This window comes from Shewanella sp. DNRA4 (assembly GCF_012843185.1).
In the GTDB taxonomy this organism is placed as follows: domain Bacteria; phylum Pseudomonadota; class Gammaproteobacteria; order Enterobacterales; family Shewanellaceae; genus Shewanella; species Shewanella xiamenensis.
On sequence record NZ_JABAIP010000004.1, the window covers coordinates 124,140 to 142,679 of the forward strand.

Annotated in this window: 17 protein-coding genes; 8 read left to right on the forward strand and 9 right to left on the reverse strand. The window is 46.1% G+C overall.

What is annotated here, in order from left to right; genetic code table 11:
• The first annotated feature begins 6 nt into the window (after positions 1-6).
• Genes HG547_RS05725 through HG547_RS05740 form a run of 4 tightly spaced genes read left to right on the forward strand, consistent with a single transcriptional unit; the run spans position 7 to position 3,214 of the window.
• Positions 7-552, forward strand: coding sequence for a hypothetical protein (locus tag HG547_RS05725; protein ID WP_169547260.1), 546 nt, complete (start codon positions 7-9; stop codon positions 550-552).
• The gene (locus HG547_RS05730) at positions 552-1,625 is read left to right on the forward strand and encodes a COX15/CtaA family protein (protein ID WP_169547261.1); all 1,074 of its coding nucleotides are present in this window, start codon (positions 552-554) and stop codon (positions 1,623-1,625) included. Before HG547_RS05725 ends, HG547_RS05730 begins: the two co-directional genes overlap by 1 nt.
• 2 nt (positions 1,626-1,627) lie before the next feature.
• Positions 1,628-2,530, forward strand: coding sequence for a heme o synthase (cyoE, locus tag HG547_RS05735; RefSeq protein ID WP_169547262.1), 903 nt, complete (start codon positions 1,628-1,630; stop codon positions 2,528-2,530).
• Between the two features lie 54 nt (positions 2,531-2,584).
• The gene (locus HG547_RS05740) at positions 2,585-3,214 is read left to right on the forward strand and encodes an SCO family protein (RefSeq protein ID WP_169547360.1); all 630 of its coding nucleotides are present in this window, start codon (positions 2,585-2,587) and stop codon (positions 3,212-3,214) included.
• Positions 3,215-3,229: 15 nt separating this feature from the next.
• On the opposite strand, the gene HG547_RS05745 is transcribed toward HG547_RS05740, so the two are convergent.
• Positions 3,230-4,276, reverse strand: a complete 1,047-nt coding sequence (locus HG547_RS05745; RefSeq protein ID WP_169547263.1) for a polysaccharide deacetylase family protein — start codon at positions 4,274-4,276, stop codon at positions 3,230-3,232.
• A 22-nt stretch (positions 4,277-4,298) separates the two neighbouring features.
• Between HG547_RS05745 and HG547_RS05750 the strand changes: the two genes are divergently transcribed.
• Positions 4,299-5,666, forward strand: coding sequence for an MATE family efflux transporter (locus HG547_RS05750; protein ID WP_169547264.1), 1,368 nt, complete (start codon positions 4,299-4,301; stop codon positions 5,664-5,666).
• Between the two features lie 77 nt (positions 5,667-5,743).
• The gene (locus HG547_RS05755) at positions 5,744-7,681 is read left to right on the forward strand and encodes a S9 family peptidase (protein ID WP_144345314.1); all 1,938 of its coding nucleotides are present in this window, start codon (positions 5,744-5,746) and stop codon (positions 7,679-7,681) included.
• Positions 7,682-7,747: 66 nt separating this feature from the next.
• Here HG547_RS05755 and nfuA read toward each other — a convergent pair whose 3' ends face one another.
• From nfuA to HG547_RS05790, 7 genes are all read right to left on the reverse strand, one after another.
• The gene (nfuA, locus tag HG547_RS05760) at positions 7,748-8,326 is read right to left on the reverse strand and encodes a Fe-S biogenesis protein NfuA (protein ID WP_169547265.1); all 579 of its coding nucleotides are present in this window, start codon (positions 8,324-8,326) and stop codon (positions 7,748-7,750) included.
• A gap of 251 nt (positions 8,327-8,577) precedes the next feature.
• Positions 8,578-10,326: a urocanate reductase gene (gene urdA / locus HG547_RS05765; RefSeq protein ID WP_169547266.1), complete on the reverse strand. Its 1,749-nt coding sequence runs from the start codon at positions 10,324-10,326 to the stop codon at positions 8,578-8,580.
• 74 nt (positions 10,327-10,400) lie between these two features.
• A complete protein-coding gene (locus HG547_RS05770) occupies positions 10,401-11,165 on the reverse strand; it encodes an outer membrane protein OmpK (protein ID WP_169547267.1) in 765 nt (254 codons plus the stop codon).
• 173 nt (positions 11,166-11,338) lie between these two features.
• Positions 11,339-12,583, reverse strand: a complete 1,245-nt coding sequence (locus tag HG547_RS05775) for a HAMP domain-containing sensor histidine kinase (protein ID WP_169547268.1) — start codon at positions 12,581-12,583, stop codon at positions 11,339-11,341.
• Positions 12,570-13,247, reverse strand: coding sequence for a response regulator transcription factor (locus HG547_RS05780; RefSeq protein ID WP_169547269.1), 678 nt, complete (start codon positions 13,245-13,247; stop codon positions 12,570-12,572). Before HG547_RS05780 ends, HG547_RS05775 begins: the two co-directional genes overlap by 14 nt.
• A 2-nt stretch (positions 13,248-13,249) precedes the next feature.
• Complete coding sequence (locus tag HG547_RS05785) at positions 13,250-13,996, reverse strand: helix-turn-helix transcriptional regulator (protein WP_169547270.1); 747 nt, start codon at positions 13,994-13,996, stop codon at positions 13,250-13,252.
• 171 nt (positions 13,997-14,167) lie between these two features.
• Entirely contained in the window at positions 14,168-14,956 is a 789-nt protein-coding gene (locus HG547_RS05790) for a ComF family protein (RefSeq protein ID WP_169547271.1), read from the reverse strand.
• Between the two features lie 25 nt (positions 14,957-14,981).
• Between HG547_RS05790 and bioH the strand changes: the two genes are divergently transcribed.
• Both bioH and HG547_RS05800 read left to right on the forward strand, forming a co-directional pair.
• Positions 14,982-15,776, forward strand: coding sequence for a pimeloyl-ACP methyl ester esterase BioH (bioH, locus tag HG547_RS05795; protein ID WP_169547272.1), 795 nt, complete (start codon positions 14,982-14,984; stop codon positions 15,774-15,776).
• A gap of 61 nt (positions 15,777-15,837) precedes the next feature.
• Complete coding sequence (locus HG547_RS05800; protein ID WP_069453972.1) at positions 15,838-16,389, forward strand: hypothetical protein; 552 nt, start codon at positions 15,838-15,840, stop codon at positions 16,387-16,389.
• Between the two features lie 57 nt (positions 16,390-16,446).
• Here HG547_RS05800 and HG547_RS05805 read toward each other — a convergent pair whose 3' ends face one another.
• Positions 16,447-18,420 carry an LTA synthase family protein gene (locus tag HG547_RS05805; RefSeq protein WP_169547273.1) on the reverse strand — a complete coding sequence of 658 codons (1,974 nt, stop codon included), beginning with the start codon at positions 18,418-18,420 and terminating at the stop codon, positions 16,447-16,449.
• Between the last annotated feature and the right edge of the window lie 120 nt (positions 18,421-18,540).

Sequence of the window (18,540 nt, forward strand, 5' to 3'; positions counted from 1 at the left end):
GCAAATATGGACTCCCAACAAACAGCCAAATACCGCGCATTGGGGTTATTGCTACTAGCCTTTATCGCGCCTGTGGTCATCGCTAAGTTAGTGCTGAGCATGCATTGGTATCAAGGCGGCTCCACCAACCACGGTGAGCTCATCAGCCCAGAAACCAGTTATACCAGTCTTGGCCTTAACAATCCTCAGCCTAAGGAATGGCAACTGCTGTATTTATTGCCCGCAAAGTGCGATGAAGCTTGCCGCGAACGCTTGTATATCCTGCGTCAGAGTCATACCGCCTTAGGGCCAGATCAGGCTCGTGTCGAACCGCTTATTCTGGTGAATCCAGACAGTGACTTAAACGCATTAAGCAGCTTTAACTTTAACACTCAGCCCGCCAGCCAAAGCCTCAGCCAATGGCTTGACCAACAACAGCTGATTATTGTCGATCCACTCGGCGCACTCGTGCTGCGTTACCCCCAAGTGCAAGGCAAGGCGGCACATTTAGCTCAGGGTAAGGCCTTGGTCGCGGATCTCCGTAAGTTATTGAAACTATCGAGGGTAGACTAATGCAACTGACTTGGCTCCTCCGCGTCACCATAGTCTTTACCCTGTTAGTGATTTTAATGGGAGCTTACACTCGGCTCTCGGACGCTGGACTTGGCTGCCCAGATTGGCCAGGGTGCTACGGCCATATCAAAGTGCCCACCCACGACCATGAGATCTCCCATGCCCAAACCCTATTTCCCGACCACGATATCCATCCCGAAAAAGCTTGGCTCGAGATGATCCACAGGTATATTGCGGGCGCCTTGGGCATCCTCGTCTTACTGGTTTTTATTCTCTGCCTAAAAACATCCGAAGCTCCCAAAAAACTACCTTTGGCCATAGTGTTACTCATCATATTTCAGGCAGCGTTGGGGATGTGGACTGTAACGATGAAACTAATGCCGATTGTCGTGATGTCCCATTTAATTGGCGGCTTTAGTTTACTCTCGCTCTTGCTATTGCTGTATCTGCGAACACGACCCAAGCGAATTTTCGAAACCGCTGATATTCACAGTCAGCGTGTTGCGGATGCAGGATTTAATGGCTCCCATGGTTCGCGGATTGGCACGAGCCTTAAATTCATTGGCCAGAGTAAACACTTGCCGAAACTGGCGCTGTTGAGTCTGCTGGTGCTTATCGGCCAAATCATGCTCGGCGCTTGGACCTCCTCCAACTATGCGGCCCTCGCCTGCACAGCTTTACCGATTTGTGAAGGTAATTGGATGGACAACCTCGCTATTGCCGATGCGTTTTCCCCTTTCCAAGGGCAACACCCAAGCTTTGAATTTGGCGTATTGGATTACCATGCCCGCATGACCATTCATATCGCCCACCGCATTGGCGCCATCATTACCGCCAGCCTATTGTTGTTGCTCGCCTATCAATTATTTTTCAGCACTCAGCTCAAGGCCCTAAGCCTGTTGTTGGTCGCCTTAGTGATACTGCAAGTCAGTTTAGGGATTTCAAACGTGGTGATGCATTTACCACTAGGGATTGCCGTTTCCCACAATGGCGGCGCGGCATTATTGCTACTCGCCCTAGTCGCAATTAACTATTTTCTTTGGCATAAGCCATCTTCAACATCGAGGGTTTAACCATGGCAAAACCGCTCTCAATCAGTAGTCACCCTAGTGTTAATGTGGCTTGGCGTGCCTATTTCGAGATGACCAAACCTAAGGTAGTGGCTTTAATGCTGCTCACCGTCTTAGTCGGCATGTGCTTGGCCATGCCAACGATATTACCCGTACAACCTTTGGTCGCAGGACTTTTAGGTATCGCCATGATGGCGGGGTCAGCCGCAGCCTTAAACCACCTGATAGATAGGCGAATCGACGGCATGATGGCCCGCACTTACAATCGCCCACTCCCCAAAGGACAGGTCTCGGCGACGAGGGCGTTGTTGTTCGCGGCACTCTTAGGCAGCCTAGGTTTTGTGATCCTCTATGTTTTTACTAACCCGCTCACCGCTTGGCTCACCTTTGCCAGCTTGATTGGTTACGCCTTGGTTTATACCACCTATTTAAAACGGGCCACCCCGCAAAATATTGTAATTGGCGGTTTAGCGGGCGCGATGCCACCCTTGTTGGGTTGGACAGCGGTGACGAATCAATTCCATGGTCATGCGCTATTGCTAGTGATCATCATATTCCTGTGGACGCCGCCGCATTTTTGGGTGCTGGCGATTCACAGACGCGCAGAATATGCCAAAGTGGATATTCCCATGCTGCCCGTAACCCATGGGGTAGAATTTACTAAGACCTGTATCTTGCTCTATACGATTTTGCTGGCGATAGCTTGTCTATTGCCTGTGTTAGTCGGGATGAGTGGACCGCTCTACTTTGTGTGCTCAAGCTTGCTCAGCACGGGATTTATTTATAAAGCGTGGCAGTTAAAGTATCAGGATTGCGAAGGGCTGGCGATGCAGGTGTTTCGTTTTTCGATTTATCATTTAATGTTGTTATTCATGGCATTACTGCTCGACCACTATCTTTGGGCTTAATGTGCAACGAGCGATGGGGCGAGCATGATCAAAGGACAAAATATGCAAGCAAGAATCTCCAACAAGATCTTAGTGATAGCGATTCTACTAATAGGATTGGGCGGACTATTTGCAGTGAAGTTCAATCCACCTAAGCCCGTTGAGTTAGAGAGCGGTTTTTTGTTTCCAGAGGCCTTCGAGCTAGCGCCCTTTGAGCTTGTCGATCAACAGCAGAAACCCTTTACTAATGCCAATTTGAAGGATCAATGGAGCCTATTCTTTATCGGCTTTACCTATTGCCCCGATGTTTGTCCGACCACCTTAAACAAGCTCGCCGCCGCCTATCCTGAGCTGAAAAAAATTGCGCCCATTCAAATCGTGTTTTTATCCGTGGATCCGAAGCGGGATACCCCAAATAAACTCCTCACCTATGTGAATTTCTTTAATCCTGAGTTTAAGGCGGTGACGGGTGAGCAAACCCAAATATTCCCCCTCACCCGCAGCCTAGGACTCACCTATGCTATGGTAGGTGAAGGAGAAAATTATCAGGTCGATCATAGTGCGGGCTATGTGCTGGTTTCCCCTCAAGGCACGCGGGTAGCAGTGTTTAAACCCACGGCAGCCTTAGGTAAAGCCCCTCAAGTACTCAACCAAGCCTTGATCAGCGACTTCGATAAAATCGTCAACAGCTATAAACCTAAATAGCCATCGCAGATGAGACTATTCTTTGACCCAAGAACCGTCGTCTTTGGGTCTCACCCATGCCTGCGAAAACCAGTAATAGCCGTTGCGCGTCTTGCTTGGTGCCGTGCAATTGTAGCGCGAGCGACCCGCCGGCAGGGCTAAATCGGCTTGAATACTAAACTCGTTTTCACTTAACCAAGTAGGTGTTTTAGCGCCTTGCCCTTGGATATAACACATCACTTGCTTGGCCGAAATATCGCTCATATCCAGCTTAACCTTAAGCTCAGGGCGCCAATGTCCGCCCTTCAGCTCAGGATCGCTAGGCGTTTGCTCAAGCACTGGCATATTGAGGCTGTATAACTTGGCTTTTAGGCTCTTTAGATCCGCATATTGCCCCGCTACAGGGAAGCGCGGCAGCGCCGTGAGTGGCGAATAAGGCCCCGCTGCCCCTGACTGTTGGCCAAAGGCAACAAAACCGTTTTCGGTCAGCATGTCTTGAACTGCTTGATTGTATTCGCCATAGGGATAGGCCAGCATTTTAAAATTCTGCCCAGTCGCCTCACGAATCGCGTTTTCGGTGTCCAGAATATTGGCCTTAATTCGCGCTAGCCATTGTGATTGGGATTCGTTGTCTAAACGGCGGATCAGATGTTCATGGGCCCAACTATGGTTAGCAATAGCGGCCCCTTCCTTGGAGAGCTGAATTAATTCTTCCCAAGTCATCATCTCGGTAAACTTTTGTTTAATCGGCTCAATTGCCACAAATAAGGTGTAGGGATAACCAAATTCCTTTAGGATAGGATGCGCTGTGGTCGCAATGCTGCGATAACCATCGTCGAAGGTGATCGCGACCGTTTTGGCGGGCAAATCTTGTTTATTTTTTATCGCCTCAACCACCTGCGATAACGACACCACCTTAAAACCATCGTCCGCCAGAAACTGCATTTGCTCACGAAATTGTGCTGGCGTGACGCTCGTTGCCGCCGGTGTGGTTTGTGACACATGGTGGTACTGTAAAATGACCACGGCATTGGCTGAAAAAGTCATCAGTCCGAAGAGTGCCAATAACGCACGTTTAACCATAATGTGAACACCTCTAATATCAATGACTACTGCAAAATCCACCGCACTCACGCTGCTATTTAATGGCACCAAGAATCGCCAACTGTTCGCGCTTGCACTGCCGATGATCCTCTCCAATATCACGGTTCCGCTATTGGGATTGGTAGATACGGCTGTCATCGGCCATTTGAGTGACGCCTATTATTTAGGGGGTGTTGCACTCGGGTCAACGATTATCACATTAATCATTTGGTTATTAGGCTTTTTACGGATGGCAACCACCGGCTTAGTCGCACAGGCCTATGGTGCAAATGATATTAATGCCCAATTAAAACTGTTGGTTCAAGGCGCCATGCTGGCGACAGGGCTTGGCATCGCGGTAATCCTGCTACAAGTCCCGCTTCTCAGTTTAGCGCTCAGCTTCTCCGAGGCGAGTGTGGAAGTGGAGCGTTATTGCCGAGAATATTTTCAGGTTCGCGTTTGGTCGACGCCATTCGCCCTGCTAAATTTAGTCATGCTGGGCTGGCTCCTTGGCCGGCAACAACCCAAGGCGGCGATGTGGCAGCTTATCCTCGCCAACTTAGCCAATATTATCCTCGATGTGCTGTTTGTATTAGGATTCGGCTGGGGTGTAAAAGGCGCAGCACTCGCCTCAGTATGCGCCGATATCACCGCCTTTAGCGTTGCTCTCTACATGGTATTACAACAGCTTAAGCTGTCGTCTCAATTTAAATTTGACCAATTGCGTGTCCATCTGACGTTTGCCGGTTACGGCAAACTGCTCAAACTCAATAGCAATATTTTTATCCGCAGTCTATGCCTGCAAGCTGCCTTCGCCTTTATGACCTTTCACGGTGCAGGCCTTGGGGACAATACCGTCGCAGCCAATGCAGTGTTATTAAATTTACTGCTATTAATCTCCTACGCCCTCGATGGCATCGCCTATTATGCCGAGGCCGAAGTGGGCAAAGCCTATGGTCAAAAGCGTGCGCAGCAATTGCATGAAGCCGTGGTGCTGGCTTGGTGTTGGTCTGCCATCACAGCAGTTGGGTTTACACTGATCTTTAGCCTTTGGGGAAGCCATATTATCGAACTGTTGACCAGTATTGATAAGGTCAGAACCACAGCACAGACTTATCTGATTTGGTTGGTATTGCTACCGCTTTGGTCTTTTAGCTCTTACCTATTCGATGGTGTTTATATCGGTGCGGCGCAGGGTAAAGTGATGCGTAATAGCATGATTATTGCGACATTTGGTGCCTTCTTTCCGACATGGTATTTACTACAATCGCTATTGCCTTCTGAGCAGGCTAACCATGCTCTGTGGGCGGCCATGACGGCCTTTATGTTAATGCGTAGCCTGACCCTTGCTGCACATTATCGCTTTAGTAAGACATTTATTGTTAGTTAACTCAGTAAAGACAGTAGCTTACTTAGGTTTGACCGATTAATATACGCACAACTTTTGTAATATAAATGTGATATAAAATGAAAAGGATTTTACCTCTACTGCTCCTGTGGCTAAGCCTGCCACTGCTTGCCCAAACGGTACCACAACTTCCCGTCGAGGCTTTTGCTAGTATTCCCGATGTCAGCTCTGTGCAATTGTCACCCGATGGTAAAAAAATTGCCTCCATTGTTCGTGTCGAACAACCTAAACTCAAGGGAACCGTTGTCAGCATTCTCGATTTAGAAACGGGTGAAAAAGGCGTTGCAGTTCATACTGATAACCAAAAATTTGTAATGCTGTCGTTAAGGTGGGCAAACAATACTACATTGTTAATAAAAGCTCAGTTTCCAGCAAATCGTTATGGAACACCAACAACCGAAACCCGCCTAGTTAAGTACGATTTAACCACTCGAAAGACTTCGAGTGTACTTGCTCCTAGTGTTATCGATCGACTCAGTTGGATCCCCCAACATCAAGGGCAAATTATCGATCTGATGCCAGATGACTCGGAACATATTCTGCTATCCCTTGATGGCATGGGCCAAAATGTAGGGGAAGACAGCGTACTCAAAGTCAATCTGTCACAGGGAAAGTCCTCCTACATTCAAAATGCTAAGCGTAATATCATCGGCTGGGTTACCGACAGGCAGCACAAGGTCCGAATTTCCATCTATAACGATGATACTGAATACCGCATCTACGAACAGCCCGAACAAAAAGCAGAGTCTCGCTTGCTTTGGAGCTTTAAAGCTTTCTCTGAAGAGAGTGTCTGGCCACTGGGGTTTGATGCCGACCCGAATATTCTGTACGTACGCGCCTATCACCAAGGATTTGAAGCTATCTTTAAGGTGAATTTAACCGATCCTAAGCTCACCAAGGAGCTGGTGTACGCCAACGAAAATACCGATGTCGAAGGCGATCTCATCTATTCAGAATTAAAGAAAAAAGTTATTGGGATCAGTGAGGGTGATGGCGAAGAGTATACTTTTTGGGATCCTGAATATGCGGGCCTACAAAATGGGCTGAAAGCGGTATTACCCAATGCCCACAACTACATCACCCAATTTAGCGCCAATGAACGCCGCTATATCGTCTACTCCACCAGCTCGACTCAGCCCGGCACCTATTACTTTGGCGATAGGGATGAGAAGGCGCTGTTTCCGATTGCTGAGAGATATAGCAAGCTCAGCAGCGAGCAACTCGCCGACACGCAATACTTAAGCTACGAAGCGCGGGATAAACTCAAAATCGATGCTTACCTGACAGTGCCAAAGGGCCTCGAAGCCAAGCAACTGCCAACCATTATCTTCCCCCACGGCGGCCCCATTAGTTACGACAGTAATGACTTCGATTATTGGGCACAGTTTTTTGCCAACCGTGGCTACGCAGTATTCAGAATGAACTTTCGGGGTTCAGCAGGCTATGGCTATGAGTTTATGAAAGCCGGCCTAAAAAGCTGGGGGCTCGAAATGCAAAACGATGTGGAAGATGGCACGCGTTACCTAATCAATCAAGGGATTAGCGATCCGCAACGTATCTGTATTGTCGGCGCGAGTTATGGTGGTTATGCAGCACTAATGGGCGCCGCAATGACACCCGAACTGTATCGCTGCGCAGTCAGTGTTGCTGGGGTGACAGACGTGGCTTACCTGGTAAAATCCAGTCGCCGTTTTACCAATTATGAAGTCGTCAAAGAACAAATTGGCGATGACTTTAACGTCCTCTATGAACGCTCGCCCATCAGTAAAGCCGATAAGATCACCATCCCAGTATTACTACTGCATGGCGATAAGGACCGAGTGGTCAAGGTACAACACAGCCGCGAAATGTTTGACGAGCTAAAATCTCGTAAGAAAAACGTCGAATATATTGAGCTTGAAAATGGTGACCATTATTTGAGTAACAATGACCACAGATTAACCACCTTTAAGGCGCTGGATAAGTTTTTAGCAGATAACCTAAAAACTCAGTTGTAGCATCACAGCCAAATATAAAAAACGCGACTCAAGGTCGCGTTTTTTCATTTAGCTCAACTCAAAAGCTTAAGCGTAAGAGTGCTCACCATGTTGGTGATCGGTTACGTCACGTACACCAGACAACTCGCCTGGGAACATATCCAATAGTTGCTTCTCGATACCATCTTTTAAAGTGATATCCACTTGCGAGCAACCGTTACAACCACCGCCAAACTGCAATACCGCAACGCCTTCATTGGTGATCTCAACCAACATAATGTTGCCGCCATGGCTTGCTAGTTGTGGGTTGATTTCTGATTGGATCACGTACTCAACACGCTCAGCTAATGGCGCATCGGAAGCGACTTTACGCATTTTCGCGTTAGGTGCTTTCAGGGTTAATTGCGAACCTAATTGATCGGTCACAAAGTCGATTGAGGCTTCTTCTAAGAATGGCGCACTCTTTTCGTCGACCATAGCGCTAAAACCATTGAATTCTAATTCAATATCGTCGCTTTCAACGGCGTCAGGTGGGCAGTAAGACACGCCACACTCGGCTTGTGCGGTACCAGGACTAATCACAAATACGCGAATATGAGTGCCTTCAGGTTGATCGGCTAACAACTTTACAAAATGGGCCTGAGCCGCATCGGAAATCGTAATCATGGAAACCAGCTCCGTCAGGGGATACCTGAGTGTTTTAGTAAGAATTAGCCGTATGATACTCCTAGTCACTCACGCTTTGTAGTCCCCTTGGGTGCAAGTTTATGGATTTTTGCCATAGTGATCACGATTCATACCTTATTAAGCAATTTATAAATAACACTTAAACATCAGCATTATGCATGAGTAAACAATCATTAATAAAAAGAAAAGCGACTCAATTGAGTCGCTAAAAAGATCCGATAAAAGACAAATTATTTTGCAGCTTCTTGTCCTGCGATACGGCCAAAAACAATGATATCTGTATAAGCATTGCCACCGAGGCGATTGGTTCCATGGGTTAAACCCGTCACTTCACCCGCAGCAAACAAGCCTGGAATCACCTTTCCTTGTTCATCTAGTACACGAGTACGTGTATCCACCACAAGGCCGCCCATCGTATGGTGCACGGAAGGTGTCGCTTTTAAAATCCAATAAGGTCCTTTACTTAAATCGACTAATCCTGAGCGATGATTAAAGGCCTCATCCTTTCCTGTTGCGGCATAGTGATTAACGTCTTTAATCGTTGATAACAGCTTATCTTCAGGAATATTAAAGACTTTAGCAGCCTCTTCTAGGGTATCGACCTTATACATTAACCCGTCTTTTGTGAATTCCTTCAGTTCACCTTGGTGCATTTCAACTGTATGGGCAACGTTTTCAATATCTTGATTCCAGAGCACATAAGTATAGCGGCCAGGTTGGTCTAGAATGGCATGTGAAATCACATCTCGGCGCTCCAATTCCTCAACAAAACGCTCACCCTTCTGGTTGATTAACACCGCACCAAAAAAACGAGAGTCTGCAATCAAGGCAATCGCGCCGGAGGTTGGGCTACAAATAGGATATGACTGGATATAGCCCATATTTTTCGCCGCTGCGTGAATTTTCTCTGCCATCACAATGCCATCACCGGTGCCGCCCGCATGGCCTGTACTACCATAACGCTCGTCGAGTTCTGGATTGTATTTCTTGCGCATCTCCATATTCGAGGAGAAACCGCCCGTTGCAATCACAACACCGCGTTTAGCATGGTAAGTGATGGTTTTGCCATTATGTGTCGCTTCTACACCCACAATGCGACCCGTTTGATCTTGGATTAACTTTTCAGCCTTAGTATTGGTATGGATCGGTAAACCGACTTCATCCGCTTTAATCGAAAACTTACTAATGACCTCTGCCCCAGTATGACCTTTAGGGATTAATGCCCGTTTAACGCTGTGTCCACCAAACTGAAATAATTGATCTGGGTAGAATTCTACTTTGACGTAATCCCTTAGCCATTCGGCTGCACCGACGGCATTATCGACCATGGTTTTAACCATTTCAGGATCACCTTTGAAATCGCCACCTTTTAGCGTATCGCTGATAAACAGCTCTTTGCTATCGGTAATTCCCATATTTTTTTGCACCCAACTACCGGCCACATTCATCTCTGCGCCAGAGATCAATGAGTTACCACCAATAATTGGCATTTTCTCAATAATAACGGCGGAGCGACCTGCGGCTTTCGCCTCTAAACCCGCGCTAAAACCTGCTCCACCCGAGCCAATAATCACCACATCATAGGTATATTCTGCAGGGGTTAGCGCCTCACTTTTCTTAGCAGAAGCCGTTGCAACAAGAGTAACACCCGCGGCTTCAATACTTTTACCCACGGCTTCTTTAAGCGCTTTAGACGTTACGGTGGCGCCTGCAATACCGTCAACCTCGATAGAGTTATTATCAATAATCGCCTGTTTAACATCTTTAAATACGGCACCAGCAAGGACTTTATTTTCCTTTTGCTTCAGTACATCAATCGCCACAATATGCCCGTCTTTGAATGTGGTTTCGACCTGTACTTCGCCATGCTTGCCTTGAGCGGTTCCTTGGCTTTTTACTATTTGATGGGTAACTTGACAGCCGGCAATAATTGCTGTTGCAGTGACAGCAATACCAATAATGGATTTTTTATAATGCATTACAATTCCCTTATTATTTTTGATGAAAAAAATAGAACAACACCAAATTAAATGAGATTTAACTTATTAAACCGTTAAAACTGATAACCAACAGATACACCGTATTCAATCCCATCATTATATTGTGACCCCCAGCTATCATAATGAGTGACATATATTTTCGAAAAAACTGAATCAGTAAGGTTTGTTTGTAACGTTGTGATTATCTGATGGCCATAGCTGTCGTATGAAAATAATGCTTGATGCGCTTTATCCCTATCAATTTGCGCCTCATAATTCAAACTTAAACTATGTTTAAACCCTAGCAACTCAAATGGATACTTTGCATTTAAAACTACTGCATAACCTGACAGGTCGTTAAATTTTTCTGATGTGGGGGAAAAGCTACCAATGGTATAATTTAAACCAACCCCATAGTTGAGTGATAGCTTTTGAATTTTTGCATTATGGGTAACACCTAAATAAAGATTATCTTCAACTAGCGTTTCACTCGCAGAGATAAAGTTCTGAGTCCAAAAGTTGAACTGCGATTCTCCTAGATTATTTTCAAGTATTAATAATGACTTAATGGTAGTTTTACCATCAAGATGTTTCTGATTTTCCGCGATTTCAGCCGGGTTTTCGAGCTTAAGATTAGCAAAGTAAGTCCCCCAGTCAGCAATTCCCAAATGATTCAACTTAATAAAAGGTTGATTAAAAACACCTGGGTTATCATTTTTTGTGTCAATGGTATAAAACTTATAACCTAAATCCACGCTCGTTTTATTCACATCAGCACATACTGAACCACTAAAAACAATTGCACCGACTAAAATAGATACCACACTTTTTTTACACATAGATCCCCTCTCAATCATGTATTCTAGGAAGTATTTTAAAATACTTATCGACCAGTAAACGTTTATAATAACGTTACTACGAATATCATGATGACTATGTGATCTAAGCCCAACGGCGCTTTTGCATTTTAAAAGTGTGTGGTTTAATGCAGTAAACTTATCATTTCCATTATTTAGCCGTTAGATATTTCTAACCTGGCGAAAAATAAATTATTTTCAGATGAGCTAGTAAAAATCCAACCCAATTGATTTGCGAGACGTTTCACCAGTAAAAGTCCTAAACCAAATCCATGCCGGCCATTACTATTGTAGAAATTAGTTATTTCTATACAACAAGCATCTTGAGTAATGCGAATATCCCGCCCTCCATGCTCAATACTATTCCTTAATAAATTGCTTAATATTATTTTTAGTGGATGAAGCTGAACGGGCAAACAAGTATCGTCAGAAAATAATTGAATTTTTTGCTCATGACCATGAACCCGTTGCTGCTCCTCAATAATACTGGCAAGCAAAGGCGATAACGCGACGTTTTCCTTTTCTAAGCTGGAACACTCTTTATTGGTCAACCACAGCAAGGTTTCGATGAGTGACTTCATTTGATTGGTCGCTTGGGAAGCATACAGCGTTGCCCCTGTAAGCTCACCTTGTTGTAATGCAAGGATTTCGAATGAAGATTGGCATATGGCAACTGGCGTTCTTAACTCATGGCTAGCAAAGCGTAAAAAATTAAGTTCGCGTTGCTGAGCCTCTTGAAGCTGTAAAATCGAGTTATCTAAAGCATCAACAATAGCTTTTAATTCAGCATATTCTTGTTGCGGCAAACTCAGTTTGCCTCCGGCTTCCCAGTCATGCTGCTTAATCGCATGGCTAATTTGATGCACAGGCGTAATCACTTTGCTTTGCATATAAAACGCTAAGCTTGCACTGGCACAGAAGGTTATCAGCACTAGCAGCAAAATGGCCGTCATGTTTTTAGGGGCGAATTGCAGATCATGGGTAACACTAAACTGCAGCCAAACGTAGAGCGGCTGGCCAGCTTGGGTGTAGTACACACTCAGCGCGTTAACAATGGGGCCTTCTGCATGCTCATAGCGAATTTTGCTCGCATCTTTTAAGACTTCATTGTGACTTAACTCACGAATGTGTGGCGGAATATCTAGCCAATGAGAATAGACGGTTAAGTTATCGGTTTTTAGAATCGGCTGATGCTGTAATGGTTGCTGAGTTGGCTGCGCCAGCTTCAGTAATGCTTCGGCTGCTTGCCCTGCATTATGCATTGTGACTTCATGCATAGAAATCATACCTGCACACATCATGCAAAGCGGGATAAAACTATTCACGCCTAAGGTTATTAATAGAAAAATCACTCCCCACACTTGATAGCTACGCTTAAGGCTAAATTTAGGCGCTTGCATTGATTTCATCCCTAAGGCTTAAGCCAACACCACGAATTGTATGTAATATTTGCCGCTCAAACGGGCGATCTATCACTCGGCGTAAAAGATGAATATGGCTGCGTAAGCTGTCACTATCTGGTGCACAGTCGGGCCAAAGCATTCGCTCAATCTCTTCTCTAGTCACAGTTTCTGGACTACGACGCGCCAATAAAGCTAGGATCTGCCATCCGGTTTTAGACAAAGCCAGCTGTTGCCCTTGCCGATACACCATGTGGTTTGCAAAATCGATTTCTAGGTCACCAATAATCAACCTTTGGGGTGCGGGACGACGCTGGGCTACCACCTTCAGCCGCGCGACCAGCTCCTCCATCGCAAAGGGTTTGACTAAATAATCGTCTGCGCCAACAGCAAAACCACTCAAGCGATCATTCAGACTACTACGTGCAGTTAACATGATTACTGGTGAGGTAATGCACTGTGCTTTCCAGCGTTCACACGCTTCAATGCCATCCCCATCCGGCAAATTTAGATCGAGAATAATTGCGTCAAATTGCTGCTGGCTAATGAGCATATCTGCTTGCGCTAGGTTGAACGCGTAATCGCACTCTATGCCACTCAATTCAAGATATTGAATGATGTTGTTAGAGAGCAGCCGATTGTCTTCAACCAGTAATACCAACATATTTAGATCAACTCATATTGATGGGCGAGATGAATTAAGTTTGCTCGATTCGTCGCCCCAAACTTCCTACGCATTGATTCCATATGGTATTCAACTCCCCTAATGCTTATCGGGAGCTGGGTTGAAATTTCGTCATTCTGCAGGCCGTTTGCGACCATAACTAAGATATCTCTCGCATTATCTTTCAGTAGAGAACTTTGAAGAAACGGATTAAACAATGACTTATTACATTCAAATAGCTTGTTTTGGGCATCCTTTAAGGTCGCGCTCAAATCCGTTAATTGGATGTCCGAATCATCCAAATGACTCAGTAGAATAAAGCGACCCGCCCAATGTCGATTGCTATGGCATGCAACGGGCCAACTTAATACGGTTTGAATATGGTGCTTATTAAAAAGTCGGCGAGCCTTGTCACTTTTCTCACACGACAAGCGATAAAGATAAGATCTTGATGTATCTAACGAAAAACCAAAATTAAAATCACTAGCGGCAATCTGACTTAAATAAAAACGCTGCAATTGGGCAACTTTTGGGGATGAAGCTACGCTGGCAGTGGGTTTACGCAGCGAGGCTTGCGAGAACAAATTTGTTTCTTTTGGGAAGTGATAGTTTTCATACGCACAATGTGCGACCCCTTGAAACCAGAATCCACTAAAACCGTGCGGTTTCAAAGCAGCACTTATCGCCTGAATAACGTCTTGTAATGTCGATGCCATATTGGCATTTGATAGCGCCCGTTTAGCGTCCATAAATACCCCCAAACAAAATATGATTAGAAGGTATCTCAATACGAGTAACAAACAAAATCTATAGATACATATACTTACATTTGATCGCAAAATTAAAAGTTATTTTTTATATCCCATATTTTTGACATAGTTTTGACGTTCGTAACGCTACACTGCAACGATCTTTGTTAACTATAAGTCCGTTATCTCCAACAAGCCTGGCGCTTCGGCTCGTGCAAGGCACCATATTTGAACATGCACATATCGCGCTTCGAATAACTGGGCGATTTCCGCAACCGTCGTGCCTGTCGTCACCACATCATCCACTAATGCAATGCGTTGATAGGCAAAATCAGCATTTAACTCAAAGGCATCCTGTAGATTTCGTCGCCGCTGCGTACCATTGAGTCCAGCCTGTGGGCGGGTATCCTGCCGCCGCGTTAATCCTTGGTCAACTAAGGGCAACTGTAAGCGTTGCGATAACTCATGGGCGATTAACCATGCTTGATTAAATCCGCGTTGCCTTAATCGGTTGGGGTGTAAAGGAACTGGTACTATGGCCTGTGGTAGAGTGGTTAATCCTTGCTGTTCAAGCTGACCAACGCGCGCCACTAAGGCTTGGCACAATAAGGGTAAGGCGGCGAGTTGTCCCTGATATTTGATAGCGGCTATCCAAGGGCCAAAGCCTTGATGATAACTACAAGGAGCGATGACTTTTCGCGGCTGATGCTTTTGGCATTGACCACAATATTCCAGCTCAAGTTGCATGGATTTGCCGCAACCTAAGCAAATGGGGCTGTGATACAAGCCAGTTTGCAGGCATATCTGGCAAAATCCTGCTTCCGTTGAATTTAGGGATTGGTGGCACAGTAAGCAGCGGTTAGGTAAACTGCCCACCAAGCAACGAGGCCCCCAATGCGAGACTAAGCGTAATAGCTTCGCCCCCTGTTGCGACCAAATCCATTTGCTATCGCCCGACATACAACATCCTATTTGAGGTATTTTAGTGAACGCTACAACGTCTACTCATCATCCCCAACTGCATATCGAAACCATTGGCCAAGGGCCAGATCTGGTGATGATCCACGGTTGGGGGGTTAATAGCGCCGTGTTTACGCCGCTGCATGAGCAACTGTCTGAGTATAGAGTGCACTATGTCGATCTGCCGGGTTTTGGCTTAAGCCAACCGATAGCGGGCGATTTATCTGCTTGGGTCGATGCGTTAATCAGTAGCTTACCCGCCAATGCAATTTGGGCTGGCTGGTCGCTGGGCGGTTTAGTGGCAACTCAAGCTGCCATTCGCTATCCATTGGAGATTAAAGGATTAGTCTCTATCGCCTCTTCCCCCTGTTTTATGGCAAGAGAAGAAGAAGCATGGCCCGGTATCCCACCACAAGTACTCAGTATGTTTGGCGAACAGCTTGGGCAAAATTTACCAAAAACCATTGAACGTTTTTTAGCAATTCAAGCCATGGGCAGTGAAACTGCCAAAGACGATATCAAACAGCTACGGGATTTAGTCTTAGCTCGCCCACTTCCCGATGCTGCGGCATTAACTCAAGGCCTTGATATGCTGAATCAAATTGATCTCAGACCGCAGTTATCGAGCATCAACCTACCTTGGCTGCGGATATGGGGCAGACTAGATGGACTCGTGCCCAAACGCGTCCAACCTAAAATGCCAACAGCAAGCCATATCACCGATGTGATGCTCGCCAAAGCATCCCACGCGCCATTCGTGTCACATAGGCAAGAATTCTTACAAACACTCTTACCTTGGTTGGCACAATTCAAGGACTAATGCTTTATCTTTGTGCAATTAGTGGCTAGTATTTAACCATTAAGGCTACAAGGAATTTTTCATGCTGCTTGTCAGTAACTACCCCCAAGTTCCGCTAGCGACCACGAATGTCGCGACGGACTCGGCTCGGGTCGACAATCAGCTAAAACCAGTGGTAATCCCACCTCAGGCTGCGACTAAAGGCCATGAAGAACGCGCCTTTAACCCGCAAAATGAACGTACTGCAGACCAAGCTCAGCAACAGGCTCGATTACTTGAGCAAAATCAGCAACAAGTTCAACAAAAGCAGCAACAGCAATCCTCGCAGCAACAGAGTCAACAACAGCAAGAAAAACAAGCTCCAGTTGTGGCTGCTGATCGCGCACTTCCTAAGACGCTTAGGGTGCCAGTCCGAGGTCCTGCGGCCTTGCAACGCAAGGATATTCGCTTAAAGGTTGGCCAAAACAATACTCCGCCAACAAATACTAATGCAAAAACCAATACCAGCGCCGCTCGTCAACCTATACAAGGGGAGTCACCTCAGTTTTATCAACAAGTTGGGCAACGTATTAGCCAATATTATGCGCAGCAGACTCAACCAGAGGCCGAGCCCGCCATGTCGTCATGGATTTGATGGGTTATGGCGTGTAGAAATAAAAATGCCGCTGATTAAGCGGCATTTTTTATGCGGTTATTTGCTCGAGTTACCCGAGCGATACAGCTCTTGCTGGTAGGCTAGGCTGCCCCACAGAGCCCAACTTAAGGCCTTTTTCTCTAGCGCCTGCGCCGCGGGCGCATAAGGCGTTAAGTGCTCAGTTTTTTCATCATATTGGAAACCTTGCGCCGCTTTCTCTGGCTGCAGGATCACCACATCCTTGCCTTCCATCAACGCAAAATTTTTGTCGTATTGCATCAGTGCACGTCCAGGCCAATCATCGCTGACCTGAGTTAAGTCACGCCCTAACATAGGGTAAGAGTCTGAAATACCAATCAAAGATAACAAGGTCGGTGGCAAGTCGATTTGACTCACGATACGGTGATCGCGTTTTGGTGCAACATTATCCCCAAGGATTAACCCAGGAATACGGAAACGCGATACTGGCACCAGATCCGCACCACCGACTCGACTGTCATGGTCAGCTACCACAATAAAGACGGTGTCCTTCCAGTAGTCGGCATTTTTGGCCAGCTTAAAGAACTCACCAATCGCATAATCGGCATATTTTGCCGCGTTATTACGGGTTTGTTTTGGTTGCTCATACAGCTCAATACGGCCATCGGGGAATTCGAATGGATCGTGGTTACTCGAGCTAAACACTAAACTAAAGAAAGGCTTACCTTCGCTATGCAGACGCTCAAACTCACTATTTGCCTTACGCATTAAATCTTCATCAGAAGCACCCCAAGAGCCGACAAACGCAGGAGATTTATAATCCTTCTGATCGATAATGTCGCTAAAACCATTCCCGAGGAAGAAGCTACGCATATTGTCAAAATGGCTCTCACCACCATAGATAAATTGGGTGGTATAGCCGTGATTTTTTAACAATTCAGCGATACTGAAGAAACCCGTCTGGCTCTTGCCTAATTTCACCACCGCACGGGCTGGCGTAGGGGTAAAACCAGTCGTAACAGCTTCAATTCCGCGCACAGAGCGTGTGCCAGTGGCGTAGAGATTATCGAAATACCAGCCTTCATGTGAGAGGGCATCGATATTCGGCGTTAACGGCAAACCGCCTAAACTCCCCACAAAACGGGCTCCCAGACTTTCTTGCAGCAAGATCACTAAATTTTTAGGCTTTCCGGTATAACTGGCTTGGTTAAAACTCAGAGAGGGAAGTTCATTTGAGGTAAACGCACTCTCAGGGCGACCGCTCTCCTGCCTAATGACCTTGATAATCTCATCTTTGTCCAAGGAGCCATACACCTTAGAAGCATCTTCCTCACTGCCCATTTGTTTGATCGCAAATACTAAAGAATAAGCGGAGTTAATCACTAAGGAGTTTACTAATGGATCATCGGCAAATGCCACCATCGCAGGGTTAATCGGTCTATGACCTAAGGTTGAACGCGCACCCAATAGGGTCAAAACGATAACCAGCACGGCTAACACCGGGCGCCAATACCAACGGGGGAAACGCAGGTTTTTACACAACTTACCGCTCAATACCCAGCCGCCCCATAGGGTTGCGATACTCAGCACTACAGAAAAAATCAGCTCAAGCTTGCGTCCCGCCCACAGCATCGACAGCACTTCTTTGGGATAAATCAAATACTCCACATACAAACGATTAGGGCGAATGCCGTATTCCTCAATAAAGGCGGGCGTCGACACTTCGAGGAATAATATAGTCCAGAGGCCTATGGTTAGCCATAAACGCAGAATCCATTGCCATGCTCGGCCAATCAAATGATCGCCCGAAAATATCGCCGTACCTAAGGCTGCCACACCCCATAACCAACATAGGGTTGCAATATCGACACGAATACCTTGCAGCAACAAATGCGACCAACCGTCAACAGCGGCTACACGTTCGCCCTGCCACAGGCCTAAACCGATTCGGCTAGCGGTAGCTATAGCCAGTACTAACAGACTGAAAATAAGAATGACGCGAAAGGGCCCGTGGGCGCCCTTGCGTCCACCAGCAGATAAACCTGACTGCATGTATTACCCCAAAAACATTAAACGCACACTCAGCTTTGGAGTGTCAATTTGAAAAATTACCAGAAGTTGTTATATGACAACCGATCTGGCTTAAGGTTGCATTAAATTGCCGCCTTTATA